Origin of the sequence: Chitinophaga sp. (assembly GCF_039596155.1) — a bacterium.
GTDB lineage: Bacteria > Bacteroidota > Bacteroidia > Chitinophagales > Chitinophagaceae > Chitinophaga.
Window position 1 is genome coordinate 83874 of record NZ_JBCNKF010000028.1, and the last position, 13236, is coordinate 97109.

At 46.6% G+C, this 13236-nt stretch carries 10 protein-coding genes; 5 read left to right on the plus strand and 5 right to left on the minus strand.

The annotated features are described in order from the left end of the window. Window positions 1-45: 45 nt before the first annotated feature. The 5 genes from ABDW33_RS23665 to metX form a co-directional block, all read right to left on the minus strand. Window positions 46-3168 (minus strand): CusA/CzcA family heavy metal efflux RND transporter, encoded by a 3123-nt coding sequence (locus ABDW33_RS23665; protein ID WP_343692578.1) that lies wholly within the window; start codon window positions 3166-3168, stop codon window positions 46-48. 3 nt (window positions 3169-3171) lie between these two features. Continuing rightward, window positions 3172-4254, minus strand: coding sequence for an efflux RND transporter periplasmic adaptor subunit (locus ABDW33_RS23670; RefSeq protein ID WP_343692579.1), 1083 nt, complete (start codon window positions 4252-4254; stop codon window positions 3172-3174). Between the two features lie 19 nt (window positions 4255-4273). Beyond that, window positions 4274-5572, minus strand: coding sequence for a TolC family protein (locus tag ABDW33_RS23675; protein WP_343692580.1), 1299 nt, complete (start codon window positions 5570-5572; stop codon window positions 4274-4276). 108 nt (window positions 5573-5680) lie between these two features. Then, window positions 5681-6052: a hypothetical protein gene (locus ABDW33_RS23680; RefSeq protein WP_343692581.1), complete on the minus strand. Its 372-nt coding sequence runs from the start codon at window positions 6050-6052 to the stop codon at window positions 5681-5683. Window positions 6053-6274: 222 nt separating this feature from the next. Continuing rightward, on the minus strand, window positions 6275-7291 hold the full coding sequence (gene metX / locus ABDW33_RS23685) for a homoserine O-acetyltransferase (RefSeq protein WP_343692582.1): 1017 nt from the start codon (window positions 7289-7291) through the stop codon (window positions 6275-6277). Between the two features lie 405 nt (window positions 7292-7696). On the opposite strand from metX, the gene ABDW33_RS23690 reads away from it, so the two are divergent. From ABDW33_RS23690 to ABDW33_RS23710, 5 genes are all read left to right on the plus strand, one after another. Continuing rightward, on the plus strand, window positions 7697-8119 hold the full coding sequence (locus ABDW33_RS23690) for an OsmC family protein (protein WP_343692583.1): 423 nt from the start codon (window positions 7697-7699) through the stop codon (window positions 8117-8119). 122 nt (window positions 8120-8241) lie between these two features. Continuing rightward, on the plus strand, window positions 8242-9423 hold the full coding sequence (locus ABDW33_RS23695; RefSeq protein ID WP_343692584.1) for an aminotransferase class I/II-fold pyridoxal phosphate-dependent enzyme: 1182 nt from the start codon (window positions 8242-8244) through the stop codon (window positions 9421-9423). Window positions 9424-9504: 81 nt separating this feature from the next. Continuing rightward, on the plus strand, window positions 9505-10080 hold the full coding sequence (locus ABDW33_RS23700) for a hypothetical protein (protein WP_343692585.1): 576 nt from the start codon (window positions 9505-9507) through the stop codon (window positions 10078-10080). A gap of 29 nt (window positions 10081-10109) precedes the next feature. Beyond that, on the plus strand, window positions 10110-10460 hold the full coding sequence (locus ABDW33_RS23705) for a hypothetical protein (protein WP_343692586.1): 351 nt from the start codon (window positions 10110-10112) through the stop codon (window positions 10458-10460). Window positions 10461-10636: 176 nt separating this feature from the next. Next, the gene (locus tag ABDW33_RS23710; protein WP_343692587.1) at window positions 10637-13168 is read left to right on the plus strand and encodes a DUF5686 and carboxypeptidase regulatory-like domain-containing protein; all 2532 of its coding nucleotides are present in this window, start codon (window positions 10637-10639) and stop codon (window positions 13166-13168) included. Window positions 13169-13236 lie beyond the last annotated feature (68 nt).

The window sequence follows — 13236 nt, forward strand, 5'->3', positions numbered from 1 at the left end:
ATGCCCCACATAACATGAGACATCTTCTAATATATTCAATTACGCTTAGTCCATCTTCTGGCCAACCTTCCGGTATCCCAGGTAGAAGAACAGCGGGAAGACCAATAACGTCAGTATAGTCGCCGTAATCAATCCCCCGATCACCACAATTGCCAGTGGCTTGGATGTCTCTGACCCGATACCTTTTGACAAAGCTGCGGGCAACAAACCAATCGCTGCCATCAGTGCTGTCATCACCACAGGACGTACCCTTTCACGCACCCCATCGCGGATAGAAACCTCCAGTGTATGGTGGTTGAAATCATGCTTCTTCACCTTCGCCATGTTGTTCTTAAAGACGGATATCAATATCACCCCGTTCTGTATACAGATCCCAAAGAGCGCAATGAAACCGATACCAGCGGAAATACTGAAGTTAGTACCTGATATCAGCAGTGCGGCGATACCACCTATAATTGCAAACGGTACGTTGATCAATACCAGTCCCGCATCCTTCACATTGCCGAACATCACAAAGAGAATCAGGAAGATGATCATCAAACTGATCGGTACCACCTGTGTCAGGCGTTTGGTAGCACGCTGCTGGTTTTCAAAGTCACCTGCCCACTGCATTTCATATCCTTTATCCAGTTTCACATCCTTGTCCACTTTCGATTGTGCTTCCGCAATCACACTACCCATGTCACGACCACGTACGGAGAACTTCACGGCTGTATAACGCCTGTTATCATCACGGAAAATGATGCTCGGCCCCGTCAGTGTTTTGATAGTAGCGATATTCTTGATCGGCACTTTTGCTCCACGCAGGGTAGGTACCATCAGGTCACTGATCGCCTCCGCGTTGTTACGGTATTGCTCCTCATAACGCAAACGTAGCTGGAACTTACGCTCACCTTCGTAGATCTGAGTGATGGCTTTACCACCGATTGCCATTTCGATAATTGCATTCGCATCGGCTGTAGTCACACCATACAGCGCCATTTTGTTTTCATCCAGTTCGATATCCAGTTCCGGCTGGCCGATATTCTTGATCACACCTAAGTCTTCTACACCAGGGATCTTCTTCATGATGTCGTATACCTGGTTGGCTTTGCCTTCCGTATAGGCCAGGCTGTCACCATAGATCTTCACACAGAGAGAACCTTTCACACCTGATACTGCTTCCTCCACGTTATCCATGATCGGCTGCGAGAAGTTCAGGTTGATACCGGGATAGACTGACAGTTTCTGTTGCATACGGTCAATCAGCTCTTCCTTGGTAATACCGCTCTTCCACTGTTTCTTCGGATAAATATCTACATGGAACTCGATGTTGTAGAAACCGGTTGCATCCGTACCATCGTTCGGACGGCCCGTTTGCGACATCACTTGTTTTACCTCCGGATAAGAAAGGATGATCCGGCGCATTTTGTTCGCAATAGATTTAGATTCTTCCAGCGACACGCTGAGGGGACAGGTAGCACGGATATAGATGGCACCTTCATCCAGTTCCGGCAGGAACTCACTACCCAGGAACTTGAAGTTAAACAGGCCCACTACCACCAAACCTACTGCTACCAGCAGTGACAGGCGTTTATTCCTATATGTCCAGGCAAACATTTTCATTACACCATTGGTAATGAATTCAACGAACACGTTGTGTTTCTCTCTTACATTCTTACGCAATAAAATACTACTGAGCAACGGAATCAGTGTCAGTGTCAGGATCAGTGCACCCAGCAGTGCAAAGCCCAGTGTCCATGCCAGTGGTGAGAACATCTTACCTTCTACTTTCTGGAAGGAGAAGATTGGCAGCAGACCTGCGATGATGATCAGTTTGGAGAAGAAGATCGCCTTACCCAGTTCGCCACCGGTGTTCTTGATAATGCCCAGTTTGGAAAGTTTGTTAAACCGTTCCATACCCATCTGGTGCGCGCGCTGGTCGAGCAGTACGAAAATACCCTCTACCATCACGACGGCACCGTCAATGATGATACCGAAGTCAATCGCCCCCATCGACAGCAGGTTCGCAGACATGCCTTTCAGTGTCAGACAAATAAATGCAAAGAGCAGGGCCAGCGGAATCACGATGGCAACGATCACGGTAGTGCGCCAGTCTGCCATGAAGAGGAATACGATCACTGTTACGAAGATGATACCCTCCAGCATATTGTGCAGTACCGTGTGTGTCGCAAATTCGATCAGGTCACTACGATTATAGAAAGTATTGATCTTTACATCCTGTGGCAGTACTTTTTCATTGAGGTAAGTGATTCTGTCCTGCACGCGTTTGATCACCTCACTGGGGTTTTCCCCTTTACGCATCACAATGATACCTTCTACCACATCATTCTGTTTGTCACGACCTACCTGACCTAAGCGGGGCAGGGCAGAGACAGACACACTAGCGATGTCTTTTACGAGAATAGGCGTACCGTTGATGTTGTCTACGATAATATTGCCTATCTCTTCTGCGTTGTTCAATAAACCGATACCACGTACTACGTAAGCCTGTGAGTTATCTACGATCACATCACCACCGACGTTGATATTACTTTTGGAAATTGCGCTCGATACATCCAGCGGGGTAATGTCATAAGAAGCCAGTTTCTGTGGATTCACAGTGATTTCGTATGTCTTCACCTCACCACCAAAACTCACAACATCGCCGACACCGGGTACATTCAACAGGCGGCGTTCAATCACCCAGTCCTGTAGTGTTTTCAGCTCTCTGACGGTTTTGGTCTTGCTCTCCAGTGTATACCTGAAGATCTCACCGGTAGGGCCGGTAGGAGGCTGTACATCAGGATCGGCGCCATCAGGCAGTTCTACGTCGCGCAGCAGGTTGTTGACCTGTTGGCGGGCAAATGCATCGTCTACACCGTCTTCAAAAATTACTTTCACCACTGACAATCCGAATACCGTGGTTGAACGCACGGATTCTTTTTTCTGCACCGGGTTCATCGCTATCTCCACCGGCACGGTCACGAACTTCTCCACTTCTTCGGCGCTTCTGCCGGGCCATTGGGTGATGATAGTGATCTGTGTATTCGTTACATCCGGAAAAGCCTCAATGGGAATGTTTTTGAATGCGATCACACCCCATACAATGAGGACGATGGTCGCAAAACCTATGAATAGCTTGTTCTTTAACGAAAAAGCAATAATCTTTTTTATGACTTTCTGCATGGATTATTTTGTATTAAGGGCATCATAAATAAATACCTGGGAGCTGGTTACCACCTGGTCATTCACCTGCAGGCCAGAGATAAACGCCCTGTTGTCGATACGGCGAATTACCTTGATCTCACGGATTTCGAGGCCTTTGGCGGTTTTTACCACTACATATTGCTTACTGTTGTCCATCACAACTGCATTGGCAGGGATGCTCAGCATGCTGGTAGCCGCTGGTTTGGTATTTACTTTTACGGTAGCGAACATTTCAGGCTTCAGTTCCCCGCCGTTGTTTTGCATGCTGATACGTACCTGCATGGTACGGTTAGAAGGATCCAGTACATTATAGACCTTATCAATCTTACCAATGTAATCTTTCTCGGGACTAGCCAGTGTGGATACACGAACTTCGTCGCCCAGTTTGATAGCAGGAATATCTGCCTCGTATACATTTGCAATGATCCATACGGTGTTCAGGTCAGCCACAGTAAAGAGGTTGGCGTTGTTGTCCTGGCGTACTTCAGAGTTATTAGAAATATTTTTCTCAATCACGTACCCGTTGATCGGTGCTTTCAGTGTATAAGCGGAGCTGCTGCCACCGGTGATGTTAGCTACCTGGCGGGCACGGTTCAGTTCAGATTCAGCTTTCTTTTCTTCGATCTGAGCGGCCAGGTAATCCTGCTGGGTAGCGAGGTTACCTTCGAAGAGGGACTTTTGAGTTTCCACGTTCTTCTTTGCCAGGGCGAGGTTGGATTCAGACACAGATACATCGTTGCTGATGCCGGCTACTTCGGTACTCTGCAGTACCGCGAGCACCTGCCCCTGTTTTACGTAGTCACCCAGTTCCACATTCACAGACCTGATCTTACCACTTACCAGGGCGTATACTTTAGCTTCTTTTGTTTCGTCCGGTACGATCTTACCATTCAGTTTGATAGTTTCCGAAGGATTTTCAAAGGTAGCTGGTGCGGTTTGCACGTTTTTTACCAGGCTGTCGGACAACGCGTTTTCATCTTTGGCTACTTCAGGTTTGGTACCGCCGCATGCCGTCAACAGGGCGCCGAGTGCAACAGGGAAGAGATATATAATAAAAGGTTTCATGACTATACTTAGGTTATGATTAATTATTGAACAAAGTTTTACCAACAGCAAAATTGAGTGTCTCTATCGCCTGCATCCTATCATTTTGCAATTGGTTCAGTTGCAGCATATTTTCTTTATAAGAGTCGTAGAAGTCGGTCAGTTCCAGGAGACTGAGGTTCTTCTTCAGGAAGTTGTCAGTAACAGATTTCAGGAGTTGTTCGAACTGTCCACGGAACTGCGGATCTACTGATTCCAGCATTTTATCTGTGTTCAATGCTTTCACGTAAGCGGTCTGCACTTCATTTTCCACTTTTTGAGATTGCTGTGTAACCTGTAGTTTGGTTTGATCAATGCTGTATTGGGCAGCTTTGATATTACCCTGGTTCCTGTTGAAGAATGGCAGGTCGATGCCTACGTTGAGGAAGCTGGCATTGTCCACGAAGCTGCCGCGTTTATCAAATTCTGCCCCCAGGTTCAGGTCGGGAACAGCCATTGCTTTTTGCAGTTTCAGGTTTTGTTGGTTATAGAGCAGATTGTTTTGAGCCATCAGCAGATCCTGACGGTTGGCGTATGCGGTGTCTACCAGGCTTTGCAGACTGGTATTGCGTATAGCAGGCAGGTTGGCCGCTGCATTTTCAGGCAGGTCTATGATATAATAAGCGTGATTGTTTGCAAGCAGGATCTGGAGTTCTGATTCGATATCGCTTACCTGGTTCTCGGCGGCGGTACGGTCGGCCTTCAGGCTATAGAGCAGGGAACGCAGACGTACAGCATCTTTCAGGGTCACCAGGCCTTTGGCTTGCAGGTCTTTGTAGGTTGCATCCATTTTTTCGAGCGAGGTGATCTGATCCGCATAGGCTCTCATAGAATTCTGCAGGTAGTAGGCCTGGTAGAAGTTGCTGCGGAGAGAGTAACGCAGGGTTCTCAGCAAATCGAAGAAAGCATTTTCAGACATAGCAGCGGTTGTTTGCGCCAGTTTTATCTGTTTGTTCCTTTTGCCTGCCAGGGAAATGAGCTGCGTAACACTGATATCATACTGACCGTGTTGATTGCTCACGTCGAAGAACTGTTTCCTGTTTGGATTGTACAGGTTTCCACTCATCTGAAGGGTGGGGTTGTTGTACAATTTAGACTGGATGATCTGTGCGCGGGCGATAGAAATATTGTACTTCTCTGCCAGCAGGTCCAGGTTTTTTTCCAGGAATTGTTTTTCAGCATCCTGCAGGCTAATGTGCACAGTATCCTGTGCTGTGGCCTTGAATGCGAATAACAACATGATGATGCAACTGGCTACAATCCGGGGATGGCGCTTTGTTTTAGAATCCCGACTATACATCTGATTTTATTTTAAGACTATTTTAATGTGTAGAGCCTGTAGGCACACAACGATTCTTTATCAGCCTTTCCAGGTGATAAAAGTGCTTGAATTATGAATGGTGAAAAATTAAGCTTCCGGGGGAGGGGTGAGGATCTCGTAGGCGATGGTCAGTGGTTTTTGCACTGCCACCAGCGGGTAAGCTACAGCCAGATCATTGGTAGAGGGTTCCTGCTTGCAGCAGGTGATTTGTTCTGGATTAGAGATGTAGTAAGACACGCTGTTGCTTCCGGTGAAGTAGTGTGGCTGATCATCGTCTTCGTCCTGCTGGGTAACCTCCGTATTGCCCAGGATAACATGATTGACGAAATCGAAAATGGTGTTGACATCATTGATCTGTCTGCCGCGGGTATCATATATGTCTTTCTCATCCGCAACCGGAATAAACATAGTAGTCGCAATATGTAGGAAGAGTAATATGTAAGAAAATACCTTTGTCATGCTATAATCTGATACAAATATAGATTGGGGGTATAATAGTTTGAAGGGTCTTAAGGAATTTTAAGACCTTTTTAATCAGATTTTAACGCATAGGTAAGATAGTGATTTGGTGAAAATACGGGTATTTTGAATGGACACAGGCCAGCCATTCATTCAGTAACTCAATTATTTTAGAAGGAATCAGCACCGTCGGTTAGCAATATCCATCGGTTATAGATGGACTCAGGCCAGCCATTCATTCAGCAACTCATCGATCTTATCTACTTCGATCAGGAAACCATCATGCCCATACGAAGAATCGATCTCATGATAAGTAGCGTCCGGAATATGCTTTGCCAGGAAATGTTGCTCTTCCGGAGGGCAGAGGACATCACTGGTAATGCCCACAATCAGGGTAGGCTGTTTGATGAGTGCAAGGGTGCCTGCCTGGTCTGTAAGCCGGCCACGGGCGATGTTATGACTATCCATCGCCTTGGTGAGGCGCCAGTAGGCCTGGGCATTAAATCTTTTCACCAGTTTATCTCCCTGGTAATTGATATAGGAAGCGGCCTTAAAGTCGTCCGTCTTTTCATTGTCCGGGTCAGACTGTGTACGAACGAAGGTCTGGTAGTTACGATAGGTGAGCATACCGATAGCTCTGGCGGCTTTTAAACCATTGGCACCTGCATCCGGGCGAGGGTCCCGCCAGGTGTTATCAGCTTCAATAGCGAGTCGCTGAGCGGTATGAATAGCGATCCCCCAGGCGCTTTCGGAGGCGCCGGTACTGAGCAGTGCCAGTTGGCGGATGCGGGTTGGTTCCAGCAAGGCCCATTCCAGGGTCTGGTAGCCGCCCATAGAGCCGCCCATGAGTAATTGAATCTCTTCAATGCCCAGGTGCGCCCGCAGGAGGGTATGTGCCTGTACCATGTCCCGCACAGTAATTTGTGGGAAGGTAGAATAATAAGGCTTTCCGGTGGCAGGATTGATGGATAGCGGGCCGGAACTGCCATAGCAGGAGCCCAATATGTTTGCACAAACAATGAAATGGCGGGCAGGGTCAATAGCCTTACCCGGACCGATCAGGCCTTTCCACCAGTCGGCAACGTCCGAATTGGCAGTAAGGGCATGGCAGATCCATATCACGTTGTTACGGCTGTGGTTCAGCGTTCCATATGTGTGATAGGCGATTTGCAGTTCCGGTAAAACGACCCCGGACTCCAATGTAAATGTGTGCTTATTATGATAGATCTGTACCGTCAAAACCCCGCAAAAATTTGCGCAAATATAACATATGAGGAGTTAAAGACAAGAAATCGGGGAGAAATTTGGAAATTATCAAATTTATTAGGGGCTTAGGAAGCATGGAAAATGCATCTTCAATTGTTTTATTTGATGGCAAAATAATCTGAGGTAATAGAATTTTGAACAAATTATAACTTTCAGGATTGGAAGAGGTCCTGTGATTGAAAGGGCTGTGGTTGTTGGAATTATTTCCTCCCCGGGATTGGCATCAGCGCCCATGGTAAGGGAGGATATCCTTTGCAATTATTTTACTCAACCGGATTTAAACAAACGGTGCGTAGCATGCGCCAGGTCATTGTGGCCTCCTTCGGGCGGAAAAATCCTCTTGTATTGTTTATATTTGTAGGATAAACAACACTGAATATGAAGATTTCACTACAGAGAATAGACGACGCATTCAATATGGAAGCAGTGGACGAGCAGGGACATAAAGTTTTGATGGACTCTTCCCTGGAGAACGGCGGAAAGAATAACGGCGTAAGACCGATGCAGATGTTGCTGATGGGACTCGGTGGCTGCTCTGCAATAGATGTGGCGATGATCCTGAAAAAACAACGCCAGGACCTGAGTGATTTTAAAATCGAGATAGACGGGGAGCGTGAAAAAGGGAAAGAACCTTCTATTTGGGAGAACGTTCATATCATCTTCCACCTTTCCGGTGAAAACCTGGATCCCGATAAGGCAGCAAGAGCAGTGGAACTGTCTATGACGAAATATTGTTCAGTTGCAGAGACCCTGCGTCGCGCGGGAGGCAATCTGACATGGGAAACCAGGGTAAATGGTTGATTGAGGCAAGTAAATACTTGACAGAGTCAGGTAATGGAAAATTACCCGCTGTTGACAGGCTTACCGCAAATTGCCCTTAGCAACCAACCAATCAATTTGTATACAAACAACCAACATTAGTAATGGAGAAAGATCAATACCGGCCGGAGACAAACGCAGTCAGAATACAGACCGAGAAGACATGGCAGATGGAGCATTCCACCCCGCTCTTCCTTACATCCAGTTTTACTTATGACAGTGCAGAAGAAATGCGTGCTACTTTTGCCGATGAAACGGATAATAATATATACAGCCGTTTCAGCAATCCAAATGTAGACGAATTCGTGCGCAAGGTATGTAGCCTGGAACAGGCTGAAGATGGTTATGCCACTGCATCCGGTATGAGCGCCATATTTGCGAGTTTCATGGCCCTCATGAATGCAGGCGATCACCTGCTCTCTGCCAGCTCCATCTTTGGCTCTACGCATACAGTTATTACAAAGTTTCTACCTAAATGGGGTATTGAATACACTTACTTCGATATCAATAAACCAGAAACCGTCGAGGCGCTGATCAGGCCAAACACAAAGATGATGTTTGTCGAAACGCCTTCGAACCCGGGCCTGGAAGTTGTTGATATCAGCCTGCTGGCGAAAATCTGCGACAAGCATGGTGTAATATTAAACGTGGATAACTGCTTTGCCTCTCCTGTATTGCAAAAGCCGATCACATTGGGTGCGCACATCGTTACGCACTCTGCCACCAAGTGGATGGATGGACAGGGTCGTGTATTAGGCGGGGTAGTAGTTGGAAGAAAAGACCTGATCAGGGAAATACATACTTTCTGTCGCAGCACCGGGCCAGCCATGTCTCCATTTAATGCATGGGTACTGAGTAAGAGCCTGGAAACCCTGCATATTCGTATGGCAAGACATTGCGAAAGTGCACTGGCACTGGCAAAGGCGCTGGAAGGGAATCCATTGTTGCAGTGGGTGAAGTACCCGATGCTTGCCAGTCATCCCCAGCACGAAATAGCGAAGGCACAAATGACCGCCGGTGGTGGGATCGTTTGCTTCGAATTGAAGGGCGGTCTTGAACAGGGTACACGTTTCCTCGATGCACTGAAGATGCTTACCCTGACAGCAAATCTGGGCGATAGCCGCAGCATTGCATCACATCCGGCAAGTACTACTCATGCTAAGCTGAGTAATGAGGAAAGACTGAAAGTTGGCATCACTCCGGGCATGATCCGTATCTCTGTAGGGCTTGAAAATGCACAGGATATTATTGATGATATCAATCAGGCGTTGGAAATAAGCAAATAATTTTGCATATTTGAAGGGCTGAACAAAATGACACATTTGTTCAGCCCTTTTTTATTTCCTTTACCCATTTTATTTTATCCTATGCGTCGCTCATTATTCCTATGCCTATTCCTGATGGCCACGGTAGCTGCCTTTGCGCAGCGAGGGGTAGCGATTCTCCCGGTTTCCATTAATTTTGGCGTACCTGCCGGAGAAGTTACACCCGAAATGCAAGAGTATAGTAAAAAGATTGGCGTCTTTTTACAGGAAGCACTCTACAATTCTATCTATGCGGGTGGCGATACCTGCCAGCCTGCTTCGAGAACAAACAAATTGCTTACAGATGCCGGCATTGAACCGGATCAGCCGTATTACCTGGACAAGACGGGGCTGTGTATCCTGCTCCGCGTGAAGTATGTGATCGCTGTACAGGTGTCGTTCGGTAAAGGCGTTGATAAAGCAAAGAAAGAAGGTGGTCCTGAATGGTACAAGCTGACAAATGACCTTGATAAGTCCCGCAGCTTCAGACTCGAGGTATTTGCCTCCAATGGACAAAGTGCCTGGGACTACAAAGAAAACTACAGCTGGAACCAGCTCATTGTTCCAAATTCGGCAGTCATTCAGCCTGACACTTACAACAGGGTGAGAAAACAAATCGAAGGATTCCTGACGTTATAACGAGCGTTTTTTTTCCTTATCTTTCCGTTATGAAGTCTTTCCCTCGTTTTATCTTAATCGTTATACTCAGCTACCTGGGTGGTTTATTTTTACCATGGTGGACAGTGGCAATTGCAGCTTTTTTAGTAGCTGTGATCATCCCGTTGCCACCATTTCGTAGTTTTATGAATGGCTTCATTGCCGTATTCCTGCTTTGGCTGGCATTAGCCTTCCTGGCAGATATCCGGAATGATCACATCCTGGCAAACAGGATGAGTGAGTTGATACTGAAAATCAAAAGTCCTATACTGATAGGTGTAGTAAGTGCATTTATTGGTGGACTGGTTGCAGGTCTGGGCAGCTTGTCCGGTAGTTACCTGCGGTACAATAAAAAATTATAGACACATCTTTATACAGGAAATACTTATGAAAATCGCTTTTGCCTGGAGTAAAAGCGATTTTCTTACATAATAGCAAAAGTCTCATTGACGTAAGATTAAAAATGAGATCTTTGCAGGATAGAGGCCTTTAACGGAGCCCCTCACACAAACAGTGATTTTCTCACATAACAGTGATTATGCCCAAAACCGCATTGACCGTATTCTTTAGCATTTTATTTTATGCCTCACAGGCCGCCATTATCAAAGGGCGTATCACCAATGAACAACAAACCCCGCTTCCTTACGCAACGATCTTTATAAAAGGTACGACCACCGGTACTACCAGCAATGCTGACGGGCAGTATCAGCTGGACCTGCCTGCCGGTACCTATACACTGGTATGCCAGTATATGGGGTACCGTAAAATGGAAAAGCAGCTGACGGTGACCAATGCAGATCAGACGCTCAACTTTGCCTTACAACCTGTAAGTATGCAGATCAAAGAGGTCGTGATCAGGTCAGGCGGAGAAGATCCTGCCTACGCGATTATCAGGGCTGCCATCAAAAAGCGCAACTATTACCGTCACCAGGTAAGCGAATACACCTGCAATGATTATATCAAAGGGATGTTTAAACTCCGAAATGTTCCCGAACAGGTGTTCTTCCAGAAAATTAACAAGAAAGATATGGGGCTGGACTCCAACGGGCAGGGTGTCGTGTTCCTTTCTGAATCTATGACCCGTGTAGACTTCCAGGAGCCGGACAATATCAAGGTAGAGGTACTATCTGCCCGCCAGAGCGGTGGTGGGTTTGGATTTAGTTTTCCGGCATTCATCGATTTCTATGACAACAATGTAACTGCGGTGATCACCCAGTTTAATAAAAGAGGGTATATTTCTCCCATCGCAGAAAATGCATTGCTATATTATAAGTACCAGTTGGAAGGTACCTTCCAGGACGACGGGAAAACAGTGAACAAGATAAAAGTAATTCCCCGCAGGAAATTCGAGCCGCTCTTTGCCGGAACTATCTTCATTACGGACGATGACTGGCGCATTCATAGTGCAGACCTGATGCTGACACAGGATTACCAACTCGAGATCATGGATACTTTGCGCATTCGCCAGATCCATGTACCGGTGAATAACGAGGTATGGAGGACCAAGGACCAGGTGATCACAATGAGCATTAAACAAATGGGGTTTGACATGGTCGGGAACTTCGTGAATGTGTATTCCAATTACGACCTGCATCCGAATTTCTCAAAAAAACATTTTGATAAGACGATCATGCGGTACGATACCGCTTTCGATAAAAAACTACTGGCTTACTGGGATAGCATCCGCCCGGTGCCACTAGAAAAAGAGGAGGTGAGAGACTTCCATGTAAAAGATAGTACGGCGCAGGCCGAGCGGGATAGTGCCCGGTCATCCAGAACACTGGATACGCTACGGAAGCGCCAGAAGCCTGTCAAAATAACCGACTTCTTTTGGTCTGGGGCAAAGCATAACTATTATTTCCGCCGTGACACAGGCATCTATTCCAACCAGATCCAGCTGAAAGGGTTACTCAGACAACTCGAGTACAACACTGTAGAAGGGCTGGTACTAAGTGTGGAACCTGAGTTGAAACTGAACCTGCCGAAGTCACAGGAGCTGAAGATCATGCCTTTTATCCGCTATGGATTCAGCAATACACACCTGAATGCGTGGACTTATGTCAACTGGACACAGGAGAGCAGGATCAGGAACCGGATCGGTCAGAATACCTGGTTGCTGGGCGGTGGTAAGCGGGTAAGCCAGTTCAATAAGGATAACCCGATTTCTCCGCTGGAGAATGAGTTCTATACATTGTTCTTGAAGGAGAATTATATGAAACTGTATGAGAATTACTTCACGACCCTGCAGTTTACGCGGAGGTTCGAGAATAATTCATTCCTCAGGCTCGGGGTACGGTATGAGGATCGCCTGCCATTGGAGAACACGACTGATTTTGTGTTTTTTAAGAATAGTAAAAAGACGTTTTTACCGAATCATCCGTATGAGCTGGCGGATATACCTTTTACCCGCAACCAGGCATTGGTGGCTGAGGTTGGGTTCTCTTTCCAGCCGGGGCAGAAGTTTATAGAGTTGCCCGACAGGAAGATTGCATTTGGATCGAAGTATCCGATTTTCGGCGTGACATATACAAAAGGTATCCACGGAATCGCGGGGAGTGACGCAGACTTTGACAAGTGGCAGGTACAGGTGAAAGATAATATGAATCTGAAGTTGTTCGGAGAGTTTATGTACCGGGTGAGAGTAGGAGGTTTCCTGAATGACAAGCATGTGGATATTCCTGATTATCAACACTTCAATGGTAACCAGACGTTTTACAACATTAACTACCTGAATAGTTTCCAGCTGGCGCCTTATTATAAATACAGTACAACAGAGGCATTTTATGCGACGGCAAATGTGGAGCATCATTTCAACGGTTTGCTGACAAATAAGATCCCATTGTTGAATAGGTTGAAATGGAATCTGGTCGCGGGTTCCAATGCGTTCTATGTGAATCAGGATAAAAATTATGTGGAAGTTTTTGCCGGATTGGAGAATATTTTCAAGGTGTTGCGCGTTGATGTTATTGCCGGTTACCAGAGCCAGGATAAGACAAGGATGGGAGTGAGGGTAGGATTTGGCGGGTTGTTTGGAGGCATGGTGCGGCAACAGACGGCGCCGGAGCCATAGGTGAGTGAACGGTGGATTTATAGAAAGACAGCGGTCAACCAGGATAAAATGGGTGTGCCATCAGCAGC